The organism is Pseudomonas sp. LBUM1670 (assembly GCF_059695695.1).
This window is the reverse complement of record NZ_CP166783.1, coordinates 1,171,334-1,187,579: the sequence shown is the minus strand read 5'-3', so window position 1 is coordinate 1,187,579 and position 16,246 is coordinate 1,171,334. Positions and strand designations below refer to the sequence as shown.

The 16,246-nt window shown below is 57.8% G+C and carries 14 protein-coding genes and 1 pseudogene; 11 read left to right on the top strand and 4 right to left on the bottom strand.

Features of this window, described 5'->3' with window-relative positions:
• The first annotated feature begins 73 nt into the window (after positions 1-73).
• From ydcS to ACA073_RS05360, 6 genes are all read left to right on the top strand, one after another.
• The gene (gene ydcS, locus ACA073_RS05385; protein WP_497402165.1) at positions 74-1,225 is read left to right on the top strand and encodes a putative ABC transporter substrate-binding protein YdcS; all 1,152 of its coding nucleotides are present in this window, start codon (positions 74-76) and stop codon (positions 1,223-1,225) included.
• Between the two features lie 229 nt (positions 1,226-1,454).
• Positions 1,455-2,492 carry an ABC transporter ATP-binding protein gene (locus ACA073_RS05380; RefSeq protein ID WP_497402164.1) on the top strand — a complete coding sequence of 346 codons (1,038 nt, stop codon included), beginning with the start codon at positions 1,455-1,457 and terminating at the stop codon, positions 2,490-2,492.
• Position 2,493: 1 nt separating this feature from the next.
• Positions 2,494-3,441, top strand: coding sequence for an ABC transporter permease (locus ACA073_RS05375; protein WP_497402162.1), 948 nt, complete (start codon positions 2,494-2,496; stop codon positions 3,439-3,441).
• Complete coding sequence (locus ACA073_RS05370; protein ID WP_497402160.1) at positions 3,431-4,255, top strand: ABC transporter permease; 825 nt, start codon at positions 3,431-3,433, stop codon at positions 4,253-4,255. The genes ACA073_RS05375 and ACA073_RS05370 overlap by 11 nt, the downstream gene beginning before the upstream one ends.
• A 177-nt stretch (positions 4,256-4,432) precedes the next feature.
• A complete protein-coding gene (locus ACA073_RS05365) occupies positions 4,433-5,857 on the top strand; it encodes a gamma-aminobutyraldehyde dehydrogenase (RefSeq protein WP_497402159.1) in 1,425 nt (474 codons plus the stop codon).
• A 229-nt stretch (positions 5,858-6,086) separates the two neighbouring features.
• Positions 6,087-7,571, top strand: a complete 1,485-nt coding sequence (locus tag ACA073_RS05360; protein ID WP_497402158.1) for an APC family permease — start codon at positions 6,087-6,089, stop codon at positions 7,569-7,571.
• A 58-nt stretch (positions 7,572-7,629) separates the two neighbouring features.
• On the opposite strand, the gene ACA073_RS05355 is transcribed toward ACA073_RS05360, so the two are convergent.
• Together ACA073_RS05355 and ACA073_RS05350 are read right to left on the bottom strand one after the other, a co-directional pair.
• A complete protein-coding gene (locus ACA073_RS05355; protein ID WP_497402156.1) occupies positions 7,630-8,256 on the bottom strand; it encodes an RloB family protein in 627 nt (208 codons plus the stop codon).
• A gap of 2 nt (positions 8,257-8,258) precedes the next feature.
• On the bottom strand, positions 8,259-9,509 hold the full coding sequence (locus ACA073_RS05350; protein WP_497402155.1) for an AAA family ATPase: 1,251 nt from the start codon (positions 9,507-9,509) through the stop codon (positions 8,259-8,261).
• 299 nt (positions 9,510-9,808) lie between these two features.
• On the opposite strand from ACA073_RS05350, the pseudogene ACA073_RS05345 reads away from it, so the two are divergent.
• The 3 genes and pseudogenes from ACA073_RS05345 (at position 9,809) to ACA073_RS05335 (ending at position 11,081) form a co-directional block, all read left to right on the top strand.
• Positions 9,809-10,316: pseudogene (locus ACA073_RS05345) on the top strand (BRO-N domain-containing protein).
• Between the two features lie 248 nt (positions 10,317-10,564).
• Complete coding sequence (locus ACA073_RS05340; RefSeq protein WP_497402154.1) at positions 10,565-10,813, top strand: CopG family ribbon-helix-helix protein; 249 nt, start codon at positions 10,565-10,567, stop codon at positions 10,811-10,813.
• Positions 10,791-11,081 (top strand): type II toxin-antitoxin system RelE/ParE family toxin, encoded by a 291-nt coding sequence (locus ACA073_RS05335; protein ID WP_497402152.1) that lies wholly within the window; start codon positions 10,791-10,793, stop codon positions 11,079-11,081. The genes ACA073_RS05340 and ACA073_RS05335 overlap by 23 nt, the downstream gene beginning before the upstream one ends.
• A gap of 51 nt (positions 11,082-11,132) precedes the next feature.
• Here the strand turns inward: ACA073_RS05335 and ACA073_RS05330 are convergent, their stop codons facing one another.
• Positions 11,133-11,318, bottom strand: a complete 186-nt coding sequence (locus ACA073_RS05330) for a hypothetical protein (RefSeq protein WP_262167374.1) — start codon at positions 11,316-11,318, stop codon at positions 11,133-11,135.
• Between the two features lie 411 nt (positions 11,319-11,729).
• On the opposite strand from ACA073_RS05330, the gene ACA073_RS05325 reads away from it, so the two are divergent.
• Complete coding sequence (locus ACA073_RS05325; protein ID WP_497402150.1) at positions 11,730-13,355, top strand: glucan biosynthesis protein D; 1,626 nt, start codon at positions 11,730-11,732, stop codon at positions 13,353-13,355.
• 202 nt (positions 13,356-13,557) lie between these two features.
• On the opposite strand, the gene ACA073_RS05320 is transcribed toward ACA073_RS05325, so the two are convergent.
• A complete protein-coding gene (locus ACA073_RS05320; RefSeq protein WP_497402148.1) occupies positions 13,558-14,979 on the bottom strand; it encodes an amino acid permease in 1,422 nt (473 codons plus the stop codon).
• 635 nt (positions 14,980-15,614) lie between these two features.
• Here ACA073_RS05320 and ACA073_RS05315 point away from each other — a divergent pair.
• Positions 15,615-16,073, top strand: coding sequence for an REP-associated tyrosine transposase (locus ACA073_RS05315; RefSeq protein WP_497403991.1), 459 nt, complete (start codon positions 15,615-15,617; stop codon positions 16,071-16,073).
• Positions 16,074-16,246: the final 173 nt, after the last annotated feature.

Sequence of the window (16,246 nt, the reverse complement as noted above, 5' to 3'; positions counted from 1 at the left end):
TAACAAGCCGCTAACGGCATGCTTCACCACGTTCACAACTGCCCCGACCATAATTAAAGAAGAGGGAATTCCCATGTTCGTGCACAAGACCGCACTGCTCAGTGCAATCACCACGGCGCTGTTGGCCAGCGCCAGTATCCAGGCCGCCGAACCGCTGAAAGCCGTCGGCGCGGGCGAAGGTCAGCTGGATATCGTCGCCTGGCCTGGCTACATCGAACGTGGCGAGAGCGACAAGGCCTACGACTGGGTGACCGGTTTCGAGAAGGAAACCGGCTGCAAGGTGAACGTCAAAACGGCCGCCACTTCCGATGAGATGGTCAGCCTGATGTCCAAGGGCGGTTATGACCTGGTGACCGCCTCGGGCGATGCATCGCTGCGATTGATCGCCGGCAAGCGTGTGCAGCCGATCAACACCGCATTGATCCCGAACTGGAAGAACCTCGATCCACGTCTAAAGGATGGCCCGTGGTACGTCGTCAATAAACAAACCTATGGCACGCCCTATCAATGGGGTCCGAACGTGCTGATGTACAACACCAACGTATTCAAGACCGCCCCGGACAGCTGGGGTGTGGTGTTCGAGGAACAGAACCTGCCGGACGGCAAGTCCAACAAGGGCCGGGTTCAGGCCTACGACGGCCCGATCTACATCGCCGATGCGGCGCTCTATCTCAAGTCGAAACGACCGGAGCTGGGAATCAAGGACCCGTACCAGCTCAACGAAGAACAATACAAAGCCGCGCTGGACCTGCTTCGCAAGCAGCAGCCCTTGATCCACCGCTACTGGCACGACGCGACCGTGCAGATGAGTGACGTGAAGAACGAAGGCGTCGTGGCGTCCAGCAGCTGGGGCTACATGGTCAACGGCCTGGTGGCGGACAAGCAGCCGGTGGCCTCGGTCATTCCAAAAGAGGGTGCAACGGGTTGGGCCGACACCACCATGCTGCACGCCGACGCCAAGCACCCGAACTGTGCTTACAAGTGGATGGACCATTCGCTGCAACCGAAAGTCCAGGGTGACCTGGCCGCCTGGTTCGGTTCGTTGCCGTCGGTTCCGGCGGGGTGCAAGGAGAGCGAATTGCTTGGCGCCGAAGGCTGCAAAACCAACGGCTTCGACCAGTTCGAGAAGATCGCCTTCTGGAAAACCCCGCAGGCTGAAGGCGGAAAATTCGTGCCGTACAGCCGCTGGACCCAGGACTACATCGCGATCATGGGCGGTCGTTAGTCTGTGAGTTGATGCAGATCTCATTGTGGGAGCGGGCTTGCTCGCGAATGCGGAGTTTCAGTTAGCGTAGCTTTTGAATGTTCAACCGCATTCGCGAGCAAGCCCGCTCCCACACTTGATCATCGCGCGACCAAAACCGAGTTCGACCCTACAGATAACAACTACCCGTTTTTCCAGAAGTCCAGGCAGGGCCGCTGTGACGGCCCTCGCCTTTTCGGAGCACCGCACCATGACGCTTGCAGTCCAGTTCACCAACGTTTCCCGTCTTTTCGGCGAAGTGAAAGCCGTCGACCGGGTTTCCATCGACATCCAGGACGGCGAGTTCTTTTCCATGCTGGGCCCTTCCGGCTCGGGCAAAACCACGTGTTTGCGCCTGATCGCCGGTTTTGAACAGCCCAGTGCCGGTTCCATCCGGATTCACGGCAACGAAGCCGCCGGGCTGCCGCCGTATGAACGAGATGTAAACACTGTGTTTCAGGATTACGCGCTGTTCCCGCACATGAACGTGCTCGACAACGTGGCCTACGGTTTGAAAGTCAAAGGCGTGGGCAAAAGCGAACGCCGCAAACGCGCCGAAGAAGCCCTCGACATGGTTGCCCTCGGCGGCTACGGCGAGCGCAAACCGGTGCAACTCTCCGGCGGTCAGCGCCAGCGTGTGGCCCTGGCCCGCGCCCTGGTCAATCGCCCTCGGGTGCTGCTGCTCGACGAACCCCTCGGCGCGCTCGATTTGAAGCTGCGTGAGCAAATGCAAAGCGAGCTGAAGAAACTGCAACGCCAGCTCGGCATCACCTTCATCTTCGTCACCCACGATCAGACCGAAGCGCTGTCGATGTCCGACCGCGTGGCTGTTTTCAACAAGGGGCGCATCGAGCAGGTCGATACGCCGCGCAACCTCTACATGAAACCGGCGACCACTTTCGTGGCGGAATTCGTCGGCACCTCCAACGTGATTCGCGGCGATCTGGCACAACAGCTGAGCGGCAATCCGCAGCCCTTTTCGATTCGCCCGGAACACGTGCGTTTCTCCGAGGGACCACTGGCCAGCCACGAAATCGAAGTCAGTGGTTTGCTCCACGACATTCAGTACCAGGGCAGCGCCACTCGCTATGAATTGACACTGGAAAACGGCCAGACCCTGAATATCAGCCAGGCCAACAATCAATGGCTGGACGTCAGCGCCCAACACCAGACCGGGCAACGCATCAGCGCACGCTGGGCACGGGAAGCGATGATCCCGCTGCACGACACCGTTGCCGGCGGGGTGTGAGATGACCAGCGTGGCTCTCCCTCAAACCCCGGCCAGCGGCTCGCCGTTGCGCAGGTTTTCCAACCTGCTGTATCGCCGGCCGAATTTTTACCTGTCGCTGCTGCTGGTGCCGCCGCTGCTGTGGTTCGGCGCGATCTACCTCGGTTCGCTGCTGGTGCTGCTGTGGCAAGGCTTCTACACCTTCGACGACTTCACCATGGCGGTCACCCCCGACCTGACCCTGGCGAACTTCGCAGCACTGTTCCAGCCGTCGAACTTCGACATCATCCTGCGCACCCTGAGCATGGCCGTCGTGGTATCGATCGCCAGCGCCGTCGTCGCGTTCCCGATTGCCTACTACATGGCGCGCTACACCACCGGCAAAACCAAGGCGTTTTTCTACATCGCGGTGATGATGCCGATGTGGGCCAGTTACATCGTCAAGGCCTATGCCTGGACCTTGCTGCTGGCCAAGGGCGGCGTGGCGCAGTGGTTCGTCCAGCACCTTGGACTGGAGCCGGTGTTGCAGCTCGTGCTGGGCATTCCGGGCGTGGGCGGCAGTACTTTGTCGACTTCGCATTTGGGTCGTTTCATGGTGTTCGTCTACATCTGGCTGCCGTTCATGATCCTGCCGATTCAGGCCTCCCTTGAACGCCTGCCGCCGTCGTTGCTGCAAGCCTCCGCCGATCTCGGGGCCAAGCCACGCCAGACCTTTATGCAGGTGATTCTGCCGCTGTCGATTCCGGGCATCGCCGCCGGTTCGATCTTCACGTTTTCACTGACCCTGGGCGACTTCATCGTGCCGCAACTGGTGGGTCCACCGGGGTACTTCATCGGCAGCATGGTGTACGCCCAACAAGGCGCGATCGGCAACATGCCGATGGCCGCGGCCTTCACGCTGGTGCCGATTGTGTTGATCGCCATTTACCTGACCATCGTCAAACGACTGGGGGCCTTCGATGCACTCTGACTCTTCATCTCAAGGGCAGGCTTCCTTAGGCCTGAAAATAGCCGCATGGGGCGGGTTGGTGTTTCTGCACTTCCCGATCCTGATCATCTTCCTCTACGCCTTCAACACCGAAGACGCGGCGTTCAGCTTTCCGCCCAAGGGCTTCACCCTGAAGTGGATCGGCGTGGCGTTCTCTCGGCCGGACGTGCTGGAAGCGATCAAGCTGTCGCTGCAGATCGCGTCCGTTGCGACGCTGATTGCGCTGGTCCTCGGCGCGCTGGCGTCGGCGGCGTTGTATCGGCGGGATTTCTTCGGCAAGCAAGGCATCTCGTTGATGTTGATCTTGCCGATTGCGTTGCCGGGGATCATCACCGGGATCGCGTTGCTGGCGACGTTCAAGACGCTGGGGATCGAACCGGGGATGTTCACCATCATCGTCGGCCACGCGACCTTCTGTGTGGTGATCGTCTACAACAACGTCATCGCCCGTTTGCGCCGCACTTCGCACAGTTTGATCGAAGCGTCGATGGACCTTGGCGCCGACGGTTGGCAGACCTTCCGCTACATCGTCCTGCCGAACCTTGGCTCGGCGTTGCTGGCCGGCGGCATGCTCGCGTTTGCACTGTCGTTCGACGAAATCATCGTCACCACCTTCACCGCCGGCCATGAACGGACCTTGCCGTTGTGGCTGCTTAATCAGCTCAGCCGCCCACGGGACGTGCCGGTGACCAATGTCGTCGCGATGCTGGTGATGATGGTGACCATGCTGCCGATTCTGGGCGCCTATTACCTGACCCGTGGCGGGGAGAGCGTGGCAGGAAGTGGCGGGAAATAACTGACAACTCATTGCTACTGTCGGAACCGAATCAAATGTGGGAGCGGGCTTGCTCGCGAAAGCGGTGTGTCAGCCAACATCAATGTTGAATGTTAAACCGCATTCGCGAGCAAGCCCGCTCCCACATTAGGGCCGGTTCCTTCAGAGAAAAATAATAGATTCGGAGAGGACAATGCCATGCAAACCAAATTACTGATCAACGGCCAACTGCTCGACGGCGAAGGCCCCGCCCAACCGGTGTTCAACCCGGCCCTCGGTCGCGTTCTGGTAGAAATCAACGAAGCCAGCGAAGCCCAGGTCGACGCCGCCGTACGCGCTGCCGACGCGGCGTTCGACAGTTGGTCACACACCCCGCCCAAAGAGCGTTCGCTGCTGCTGCTCAAACTCGCCGACGCCATCGAAGCCCACGGCGAGGAACTGGCCAAACTCGAATCCGACAACTGCGGCAAACCCTACAGCGCCGCGCTGAACGACGAGATCCCGGCGATTGCCGATGTGTTCCGCTTCTTCGCTGGCGCCAGCCGTTGCATGAGCGGGTCGGCCGGCGGTGAATACCTGGCCGGGCACACCTCGATGATCCGCCGCGACCCAGTGGGCGTGATCGCTTCCATCGCGCCGTGGAACTACCCGCTGATGATGGTCGCGTGGAAAATCGCCCCTGCCCTCGCCGCCGGTAATACCGTGGTGCTCAAGCCGTCGGAACAAACGCCGCTGACCGCGTTGCGCCTGGCCGAACTGGCGTCGGAGATTTTCCCCGCCGGCGTGCTCAACCTGGTGTTTGGCCGTGGTCCTACCGTCGGTAGCCCATTGGTCACCCACCCGAAAGTGCGCATGGTGTCGCTGACCGGCTCCATCGCCACCGGTTCGAACATCATTTCCAGCACCGCCGACAGCGTCAAACGCATGCACATGGAACTGGGCGGCAAGGCCCCGGTGATCATCTTCGACGACGCCGACATCGATGCCGCTGTTGAAGGCATTCGTACCTTCGGTTTCTACAACGCCGGCCAGGATTGCACCGCCGCCTGCCGCATCTACGCGCAGGAAGGCATCTACGAAAAATTCGTCGAGAAGCTCGGCGCGGCGGTCAGCAGCATCAAGTACGGATTGCAGGATGATCCGTCGACCGAACTGGGGCCGTTGATCACCGCGCAACATCGCGACCGCGTGGCAGGGTTCGTCGAACGCGCCGTGGCGCAATCGCACATCCGCCTGATCACTGGCGGCAAGACGGTTGAAGGCAATGGCTTCTTCTTCGAGCCAACGGTACTGGCCGACGCGCTGCAGGACGACGAGATCGTCCGCCGCGAAGTGTTCGGGCCGGTGGTGTCGGTGACGAAATTCAGCGATGAAGCGCAGGTGCTCGGTTGGGCCAACGATTCGGATTACGGCCTGGCGTCGTCGGTGTGGACCGCCGACGTCGGCCGCGCACATCGCCTGTCTGCGCGCTTGCAGTACGGCTGCACCTGGGTGAACACGCATTTCATGCTGGTCAGCGAAATGCCCCATGGCGGTCAAAAATTGTCCGGGTATGGGAAGGACATGTCGATGTATGGGCTGGAGGATTACACCGTTGTGCGGCATGTGATGTTCAAGCATTAAAAAGCGAAAAGATCGCAGCCTTCGGCAGCTCCTACAGGTTGAACGCCGTTCCTGTGTAGGACCTGCCGCAGGCTGCGATCTTTTCAGCAGACACACGGACGATGTCGGCGATTGACCTCAAGGATTCAACACAAAATAAAACAATAACCACCGATCCGGGCAGCGCCGCCAAGGCCCCGCCACGGTTTCGGACATCCGAAATCTGCCGATTTTCCGGAGCTAACACACCATGAGCGCAATCCCCGAACTCTCCGCAGCCGCTGCCGACAGCGATGCCGAGCAACTCCGCAAGCTGGGTTACACCTCCAACTTCAACCGCAGCATGAGCCTGTGGGAAAACTTCGCCCTGGGCTTCACTTACCTCTCCCCGGTTGTAGGGGTCTATACCCTCTTCGGCCTGTGCCTGGCCGCCGGTGGGCCACCGATGTTCTGGGCGTATTTGCTGGTCGGTTGCGGCCAGTTGCTGGTGTGCCTGATCTTCGGTGAAGTGGTCTCGCAGTTCCCGATTTCCGGCGGCGTCTACCCATGGGCTCGCCGGTTGGTGGGTAAACGCTGGGCGTGGATGGTTGGCTGGATCTACTCCATCGCCCTGTGCGTCACCATCGCCGCCGTTGCCGTGGGTGCAGGTCCTTATCTGGCCGCGATGATGGGCTTCGAACCGAACAACAACACCAACATCGTCATCGCTTTGGTACTCACGCTGTTCGCCACGCTGGTCAACCTCAGCGGCACCAAAGTGCTCGCGCGCATCGCCATGTTCGGCTTTCTCTGCGAACTGGTCGGCGCGGTGATCGTCGGCGTTTACCTGCTGATTTTCGAGCGTCATCAATCGATCAGCGTGTTGTTCAACACCTTCGACATCAGCATCAACGGCTCCTATCTGCCGGCCTTCCTCACCGCCTCGCTGGCGGGGATGTTCCTGTACTACGGCTTCGAGGCCTGCGGCGACGTGGCCGAAGAAACCCCGAACCCGAGCAAGCAAATCCCGGTGGCCATGCGCATGACCATCTACATCGGCGGCATCGCAGCGATGTTTGCCTGCCTGGCGCTGATCCTCGCCGTACCGGACATGCAAGCCGTGATCAACGGCACCGACAAGGACCCGGTCGGCACCATCCTCAACAACGCCTTCGGCCCGGTCGGGTCGAAAATGGTGATGGGTGTGGTGATGATTTCCTTCATCTCCTGCGTCATCAGCCTGCAAGCGGCGGCGAGTCGTCTGCTGTATTCCTACGCCCGGGATGAAATGGTCGTTGGTAGCTCACTGCTGAAAAAGATCTCTCCTACGACTCAGGTTCCAGTCGCGGCACTGTTCGTCTCCGGCGTCCTGCCAGCGCTGATCATCATCCTGGGCTTCTTCCTGCAAGACGCCGTGGCGACCATCGTTAGCTTCGCGGCAATCGGCATCTACCTCGCGTTCCAGATGATCGTCCTCGGGGCGCTTTATGCGCGCCTGAAAGGCTGGAAACCGAGCGGCAAATTCACCCTCGGTGCTTGGGGCTGGGCGGTGAACATCGGCGCGCTGGTTTACGGCGTCGGCGCCATCATCAACATGGCTTGGCCACGTACCCCGGATGCGGCGTGGTACATCAACTATGCGATGGTGTTGAGTACGGCGATCGTGATTGGCTTGGGGTTGCTTTACATGTGGATTGCCAAGCCGTATGACCATGGTACGGCGCCGGCTGGGGATGCATGGAAAGTTAACCAGTAACGTAAATTGCTCTTCAATTGATGACCTGCCCGCAGCGATGCGGGCAGGCTTGATGAAGCTAGATCGACTGCGGTTTGGAGAGTGCTTCGAATTCATCCATCAGCAAATGGATCTCGGTGCTGGGATTCGGTTCGCCACTAACAGCGACGTCCTCAAGGACCTTGGGGGCCAGGGTTCTCGCCTTTTGGAACGGCTCGCCCAGCAGTTGAGCGAAATAGTTGGTGTCTTTGCCCTTCTCGTATTTCTCCATAGTTGGTTTTTTTCTGAGACTCTTGGTCACCAAGTCGCCCGGAGAGTTTTTCCCAACCGCTCTGAATGGCTTTCGATTGAACCCAAAGTGCAGAAGTAGCCAAAACTCAAAACAGGGGTATGAGGCTATAACGTGGATTTTTGGATGTGCCTTCGCCATATCGATGGCCCGTTCAAAACATAGGTGCGTATCGCGATCCAGTGAACAAAACACCTTGTCGAACCACTTTTGACGGGCAATGGCTCTTTCCACGATGCCACTTGGGTGTGTGATTCCGCAGTGGACGATCTCAACCAGGGCGTTGGCGCGAAAATGAAACGCGGCCTCTTCCAGATATCTTTTCCCTGACTGGCTGTCCTCACAGAGAACCAACACTCTAGGTTGAGGTTTGAATCGAGGTGCCCTTCGATCAAATGACCTTGCCGAGCGCATCATGGTCACGCCCTCCTTATCAGCGGCAAACCGCGGTAACGACCTTCAAAATAGCGTTGCTCGACATCCTCTCCCTCTCGCCCTTCAAAATCGTGAACCGAAAAAAGATCGGTTGAGCCATTGGCATCGCGTTCGGTGATCCAATACTGATCGCGTCGAAGAACCTTGGCATTCATCAAGTGTGTGTCGTGAGTGGTGAAGATCAACTGAGTGTCCCGCCCGCTACCCAGATGTTTCTCAATCAGCTCCGCGACGATGGCGGGATGAAGGCTGCTGTCCAGTTCATCGACAGACAGCACCCCGCTCCCACCTGCGTGATTGATCATGAACCACGGCAACCAGAACCCAATGAGGTTTTTCGTGCCACCAGACTCCTCTGAAAAATCAAACTCGGCTCTTCCCAAAAGACTTGTATGTGTCAGGGTCACTTTGTCTTTTTGCGCAGCAGCGAAGAACTCTTTGAGCGTGAGCTTCTTATCAGTCGGAACGGAGTCCGCGTCCGTATTTAGCTGAATCGTGGACACCGGAATATCCACTGCTTTTAGAAAGTCTCGTAAATCGCACGTGTAATTCGACGCCATCTGCAGAAACCGGATCGACGCGGCAGACAGGCCAATCATGTTGTTCTGCTCAACAACGAGAAGGCCGGTTTGAAACCAGCTAAACGGCCGTCGCAACTGCGTCAGCTCTTCGCTGCTGTTCGCAACGGCCTGCGAAATAAACAACACCTTCGGGCTGGTCAGACGCTGCCAGGCTTTGTGAACTTCTTTGCCGCCCTCAAGGGTTGAGCCAAAAACATACGTCTCACCTTCATCATCGAAACTGCGTTCATACAACAACGTCTCCTTGCCTTTTGGGTAAGAAACCAATTGTTCTTCGGTTATCCGCTGGGCCGTCATGCGCAGCACAAATCGATAGCGAAGCCCAGTTTGGATGAAGTTGTATTCAAAGAAACTGGGTTCGTCCTTGAGTTGCGAGTCAAAACGAAACGGTGAAACCGGTAGAGGATCGTCTTTTGACGTGGATGAAGAAGCGAGCAAATGGCCCATGATTCCCATGGCACGCATCAAGGAAGATTTGCCAGACGCGTTGGGTCCGTAAATGGCGGCCACTTTCAGCAAGTCAGGCAGTTTTTCTCCTTCTACGGGCGGTTTGAACACGTTGCGTTTTTTGCTCAGGCGCGGCGTAGCGGCCATGGACAAGGTTTGCTTCTCACGGAAGGAGCGGTAATTGGCCACTGAAAATTCGATCAACATGCAGTAAACCCGCAGTTCATGACTGAAAGCGGAAAACCTATATGAAAAACTATCAGTGCGGCGCTGTGCCTCTGCAGCTCAGGCAAAATCAGGAAAATCCTACAGACCGTGCCTTCTTGGAAAGACTCTGATTCCTACGACATGCGGCGCCAGCGGAGGCTAGGCACCCCGAGAGACTGAAAGATAGTCTTACCCCGTCGCTGAAATTTAGCGGCCCGGTGTCGAAGCCGGAACACAATCAATATGGCGCAACCGCGCTCATCTGAGTGGCGGCTCCCTTTTCAACTTGGAGTCGAATAATGCACACGCCAAATCTGTCTGAAATTCATCCTCATTTCGTTCCCACCATATTTCCCCACCACAACCGCTTCCTCCACGCCATCATCCAAGGCAACCAAGCCTGGTTCTGCGTCCATGACCTGGGACGTCTGATGGGTCGCCCGCTGGACCAACGACTCACCCAAAAACTCGATCCCGATCAACGCCGGTATGTCTGGCTGCTGAAGAACGGCAAAACGGTCGAATCACTCATGGTCAGCGAGTCTGGAATGTACGCGTTGCTGGTCCACCATTTCGTCCCGGAAAACCGAAACCTGCGCCAATGGCTGAGTAACGAAGTAATACCTACGCTGCGTGAGTCGAACGCGGCATCAGTCGAAAACATTCCGAGTCTGAGTTCGTTGCAATGGGGCGGGCTCTCGGTGCCGCTTACTGCACTGGCAGGACTCGGCGTGGATCAAGTGGCGGGACATGCCTGATCTGGTGCAGGCGCAGCGACCGTTCCCGATCATGGGTACCTGTAGCTGAATGTAGGAGCGAGCTTGCTCGCGATGAACTTCAAGGCGCCGCGTTAAATCAGAAATCACGCGTTATCGTTGACGACCATCGCGAGCAAGCTCGCTCCTACATTGTTCGAAATACATCCCCTTCTCCCGTTCTGCTTTTGCCCGCTAAGGTTTCTTCAAACCAATGCACCACGCCTGGTTGACGAACAAGCCGGTAAGACCTAGGGTGTTTACGTCGTTTACAACGTATACACGTTTAGGAGAGCCACCATGGCCTCGCCCGTTTTGTCTTTTCGAGTTGAAGAAACTCTGGCCCAACAGCTGGATAGTCTGGCTGCGGCCACCGATCGAGACCGTCAGTACCATCTCAAGCGTGCATTGGTTCGATATGTGGAAGCCGAGTCATGGCATCTGCAAGCAATAAGCGACGGCATAACAGACGCCGACGCAGGAAAACTTACTGATCTGGACGCCGTGAAGGCTAAGTGGGCAAAACGTGCCGAGCGTAGTACTGACTGAAAAAGCTGAAAGTGACCTTGATGCCATACACGAGTATTACCAAGGCGTCCTTGGCGCTGACGCTGCTTTCGAGGTCATAGCGATTTTTCTGCAATCCTTCCATCAACTGGAGCGGTTTCCAGGTTCAGGAAGGCCCTCGGTAGTACCGGATGTACGCGAGCTGGTATTTGGCCGTTATCCATTTATTGCTCCCTATCGATTGGTGCATGGCCAGATACAGGTACTGCGTGTTCTGCACCAGCGGGCAGAGCGATCGCAGAATTGGTAATTGGAGACATTCAGCCGCGACACTATGGCTGCGGCTGAACGTCGTACCTCCTCAAAACCGCGAAACACTCCGCATCGCATCCACCAGATACCGCATCGCAATCCGGTCGTTCTCCGACAACTCGCGATAGCGCTCCACCAGCTTCAACTCCTCGGAATTAAGACGACGCCTTCGCCGCCCGAGTCCCAGGCACGGGAAGATTCCCAACATTTCGGTGATGCCTTGTACTTTCGACATGGACGATGTCCCTCTCTACGTCAAAGAAAACTTCAGTTACCGCATCGCCCTTCTCTTTTTCAGCCGCTTCCTTGTACAACTGAATCCCACCGGCCTGAGGGCAGAAACCGGTCATGCCCATAGAATAGGAAGTAAATTGGCGCTGAAAAGCGGTTTTTAGAGTAATTAGTCGAAAAAAGCAGAAACGCCCTATAAATCAGAAAGCTCTGTGGGAAACGTTTCCGGAAATGTCTTGTTTCATAGCGATGCCATTGCCACGCCATCAATCATTTTTGCTCTGCGAGCGAACGGTTTAAGCTATTTGGCATCTGTTTAAAGTCCGTTGCGTTTGGCCGAAGGCATGTCCGAACCTCCATTTCTAATCCAGCACGTGCCAGGAACGGCGCGGGATTGTCACGACAGGTTGTACTTATGCACCGCAGGAATTTGCTCAAAGCATCCATGGCCATCGCTGCCTACACCGGTTTGTCCGCCTCCGGCCTGCTCGCCGCGCGAGCCTGGGCGAGTAACGGCACGGCTGATGGCGAGGCTCAAGCCTTCGATTTCGAAGCCCTGAAAATCCAGGCCAGGCAGCTTGCCGGCAACCGTTATCAGGACACCAAGCAGGTGCTGCCGCCGACCCTGGCGACGATGACGCCGCAGAACTTCAACGCGATCCGCTACGACGGCAATCATTCGCTGTGGAAGGATTTGAAGGGTCAGCTGGATGTGCAGTTTTTCCACGTCGGCATGGGTTTCAAGCAGCCAGTGCGCATGTACAGCGTCGACCCCAAGACGCGTCAGGCGCGGGAGGTGCATTTCCGCCCTTCGCTGTTCAACTATGAAAACACCACGGTCGATACCAAGCAGCTCACGGGCGACCTGGGTTTTTCAGGGTTCAAGCTGTTCAAGGCGCCTGAGCTGGACCGGCACGACGTGTTGTCCTTCCTCGGCGCCAGTTATTTCCGCGCGGTCGATGCCTCCGGTCAGTACGGTCTGTCGGCCCGCGGTCTGGCGGTCGATACCTACGCCAAGAAGCGTGAGGAATTCCCGGACTTCACCAAGTTCTGGTTCGAAACCCCGGACAAGGACAGCACCCGTTTCGTGGTGTACGCCCTGCTGGACTCGCCGAGCGCTACCGGTGCCTACCGTTTCGACATCGATTGCCAGGCCAGTCAGGTGGTCATGGCCGTCGACGCTCACATCAACGCGCGTACCGCCATCGAACAGCTCGGCATTGCACCGATGACCAGCATGTTCAGTTGCGGCAAACATGAGCGGCGCATGTGCGACACGATTCACCCGCAGATCCATGACTCGGATCGCCTGGCGATGTGGCGCGGCAACGGCGAGTGGATCTGCCGTCCGCTGAACAATCCCGCTACCTTGCAATTCAACGCGTTCGCCGACACCGACCCGAAAGGTTTTGGCCTGGTGCAGACCGATCACGAATTCGCCAATTATCAGGACACGGTCGACTGGTACAGCAAGCGCCCAAGTCTATGGGTCGAACCTACGACCGCGTGGGGCGAAGGCTCTATCGATCTGTTGGAAATTCCTACAACCGGCGAAACCCTGGATAACATCGTCGCGTTCTGGACGCCGAAAAAACCGGTCGCGGCGGGCGATTCCCTGAACTACGGGTACAAGCTTTACTGGAGCGCTCTGCCACCGGTCGGCACGCCACTGGCGCGGGTCGCGGCGACCCGTTCGGGCATGGGCGGCTTCACTGAGGGCTGGGCGCCGGGCGAGCATTATCCGGAGGTTTGGGCGCGGCGGTTTGCGGTGGACTTCACGGGCGGTGGTCTGGATCGTTTGCCTGAAGGTACGGGCATTGAACCGGTGGTCACGTGCTCTAACGGCGAGGTCAAGGACTTCAACGTGCTGGTGCTGGATGACATCAAGGGTTACCGGATTACCTTTGACTGGTTCCCGACCAATGACAGTGTTGCGCCGGTGGAACTGCGGTTGTTTATCCGCACCAATGACCGGACGTTGAGCGAGACCTGGTTGTACCAGTATTTCCCGCCGGCGCCGGAGAAGCGTAAGTACACCTGAGAAATATGTTGTCAGGGCGGGCCTCTTCGCGGGCAAGCCCGCTCCCACAGGTCCTGTGTCGAACTCAAATATCACGTTCGACGCGGCCCCCTGTGGGAGCGGGCTTGCCCGCGAAGACGGCCAGGCAGTCAACCAACATCCCACCCAGAAACACAAAAGCCCCGGTCACGACGACCGGGGCTTTTTCATTTCAAGCGAGACGTTACGAAGCCAAACGCACTGCCCCCTGCGACACATTGGTCGGTTGCAGCTTGAACACGTAGAACAACACCGTCAGCAACACCAGGAACGCCGGGCCGACATACAGCGCCACGCGGGTGTCCGGGAAGTACGCCATCAAGCCGACCACCAGCACCAAAAACGCCAGCGCCAGGTACGAGCTGACCGGGAACAGCCACATCTTGTATTTCAGGCCGGCCCGTTCGCTGGCGCTCAGGCCTTCGCGGAATTTGAGCTGGGCCAGCAGGATCATCACCCAGGTCCAGATCGCACCGAAGGTGGCAATTGCCGTCACCCAGACGAAGACTTTCTCAGGCACCAGGTAGTTGAGCAACACGCCCAGCAGCAAGGCGAAAATCGACAGCAGCAGTGCGCGACGCGGCACACCGTTGTTCGACGTCTTGGCGAAACCGGCCGGGGCCTGGCCGTTCTGCGCCAGGCTGTAGAGCATGCGCCCGGTGCTGAAGATGCCGCCGTTGCAGGACGACAGCGCCGCAGTGATCACCACGAAGTTGATGATACCGGCGGCGGTCTTGATGCCCAGACGCTCGAAGGTCATCACGAACGGACTGCCCTGGGTGCCAATTTCATTCCACGGGTAGATCGACAGAATCACGAACAACGCGCCGACATAGAACAGCAGAATCCGCCAGAACACCGAGCCGATCGCGTTGGGAATGGTTTTCTGCGGATTCTTCGCTTCACCGGCGGTCAGGCCGATCATCTCGACGCCGAGGTAGGCGAACATCACCATTTGCAGGGACATCAACACGCCTTGCACGCCGTTGGGCATGAAACCGCCATGCGCCCAGAGGTTGGAAATCCCCAACGCCACGCCGTCGTTACCGAAGCCAAATGCGATCACACCGACACCGCCAACGACCATCGCAATGATGGTGACGATCTTGATCAGGGCGAACCAGAATTCGAATTCACCGAAGGCTTTCACCGCGATCAGGTTGATCGAGCCCATGCTGATCAGCGCCGCCAGTGCCCAGATCCAGCGCGGCACGTCGGGGAACCAGACGCCCATGTACACCGCCACTGCGGTGATTTCCGCGACGCAGGTCACCAGCCACAGGAACCAGTAGTTCCAGCCGGTCAGGAAGCCCGCCAACGGGCCAAGGTAGTCTTGGGCATAACGGCTGAAGGAGCCGGCGACCGGGTTGTGCACGGCCATTTCGCCGAGGGCGCGCATGATCACCAGGATCGCCAGACCGCCGATGATGTAGGACAGCATGATGGCCGGGCCGGCCATTTCGATGGCCTTGGCCGAACCGAGGAACAGGCCGACACCGATGCAGGCACCGAGCGCCATCAAGCGAATATGCCGCTCACCGAGTTCGCGTTTAAGCGGACCGCCCTGAGCGGTCTCGCCGTGAGGCAGATGATTGCCGACTGGCATAGGGGTACAACCTCATATTGTTATTGGATATGACCACCGAGTGTCGAAGCGCTGGCCGATAAGCCAACGCTTGCCTGAAACCGGACCTGCTTCGTGGGCAGAACCGTCTTGCAGGACAAAACCTCCAAGATCAGCGGGGCGTGCAGTATAAAAAGCTGGCGCCAGAGATTTTCACTCTATAAATCACAAAATTCAGGCGTACATCTCGATAAAAATGCGATTTCAAGAGATGGATTGTCTGGGTTTTGTAGGATTTTTCGCCATTTATGACGACGCCGAGTATTGCACGGTATTGGTGCAGCGTCATGCCCATAGCTACGCAGCATTTACGTTGCGAAGGCTCTATTCAGCGCCTTCCCAGAACCTCGCTGGCAATCTCGGTCCTGTGGCGAGGGAGCTTGCTCCCGCTCGGCTGCGCAGCAGTCGCAATTCAGCACATAAGTTTTATCTGACAGAACACGATTGCATTGATTGGGTCTGCTTCGCAGCCCAGCGGGAGCAAGCTCCCTCGCCACAGAAATGGTGTCCTGACTGGATCTGTCAGGACTTTCGGAAGATTCACTCAGTATTTACAGCGTCGTGTAGGTCGAGGTGTGGCTAGCGTGAATGGAACTCTATTTCCAGGAAGCAAAGGAATGCATCCACGACCAAACTCACATTTGCTCCGTCAGGGACGCTTTTCAGAACAAGGCCGGGCCTATCTCATAACGGCGGTTGTGCATCAACGCCACCAGAAATTCACCGATTGGCGATTGGGGCGCTTGTTGGTCGCGGAACTGAGGCGAGCCCATGAACTGGAATGGGTCAGCTCGATAGCGTGGGTGATCATGCCTGATCACTTTCATTGGTTGGTGCAACTTGAGCAAAGCACTTTGGGTCAACTCATGCAGGCTACCAAATCTCGTAGCACGCTCACTATCAACCGAGCGTTAAACGGTAAAGGCGCCTTCTGGCAGAGCGGCTACCACGACCGGGCAATCCGTGATGACGAAGATCTGCGCCCCTTCGCTCGCTACATTGTCGCCAACCCTCTGCGCGCGGGGCTGGTGGAAAAAATCGGCGATTACCCGATCTGGGATGCCTGTTGGCTCTAAAACTGAATCAAAGGTATGCCTCACACTGTGGCGAGGGAGCTTGCTCCCGCTCGGCTGCGCAGCAGGCACAAACCTACAGACCGAATCAATCAGACGAACCGCAGGTACAGGGAATGGGTCTGCTTCGCAGCCCAGCGGGAGCAAGCTCCCTCGCCACAAAGGGCGATGCACTT

Coding starts and splice junctions, on each gene's coding strand:
- ACA073_RS05340 (WP_497402154.1), top strand. CDS start 10,565: ATGGCCTCGCCCGTTTTGTCTTTTCGAGTTGAAGAAACTCTGGCCCAA.
- ACA073_RS05380 (WP_497402164.1), top strand. CDS start 1,455: ATGACGCTTGCAGTCCAGTTCACCAACGTTTCCCGTCTTTTCGGCGAA.
- ACA073_RS05320 (WP_497402148.1), bottom strand. CDS start 14,979: ATGCCAGTCGGCAATCATCTGCCTCACGGCGAGACCGCTCAGGGCGGT.
- ACA073_RS05355 (WP_497402156.1), bottom strand. CDS start 8,256: ATGATGCGCTCGGCAAGGTCATTTGATCGAAGGGCACCTCGATTCAAA.
- ACA073_RS05315 (WP_497403991.1), top strand. CDS start 15,615: ATGCATCCACGACCAAACTCACATTTGCTCCGTCAGGGACGCTTTTCA.
- ydcS (WP_497402165.1), top strand. CDS start 74: ATGTTCGTGCACAAGACCGCACTGCTCAGTGCAATCACCACGGCGCTG.
- ACA073_RS05365 (WP_497402159.1), top strand. CDS start 4,433: ATGCAAACCAAATTACTGATCAACGGCCAACTGCTCGACGGCGAAGGC.
- ACA073_RS05370 (WP_497402160.1), top strand. CDS start 3,431: ATGCACTCTGACTCTTCATCTCAAGGGCAGGCTTCCTTAGGCCTGAAA.
- ACA073_RS05330 (WP_262167374.1), bottom strand. CDS start 11,318: ATGTCGAAAGTACAAGGCATCACCGAAATGTTGGGAATCTTCCCGTGC.
- ACA073_RS05375 (WP_497402162.1), top strand. CDS start 2,494: ATGACCAGCGTGGCTCTCCCTCAAACCCCGGCCAGCGGCTCGCCGTTG.
- ACA073_RS05360 (WP_497402158.1), top strand. CDS start 6,087: ATGAGCGCAATCCCCGAACTCTCCGCAGCCGCTGCCGACAGCGATGCC.
- ACA073_RS05350 (WP_497402155.1), bottom strand. CDS start 9,509: ATGTTGATCGAATTTTCAGTGGCCAATTACCGCTCCTTCCGTGAGAAG.
- ACA073_RS05325 (WP_497402150.1), top strand. CDS start 11,730: ATGCACCGCAGGAATTTGCTCAAAGCATCCATGGCCATCGCTGCCTAC.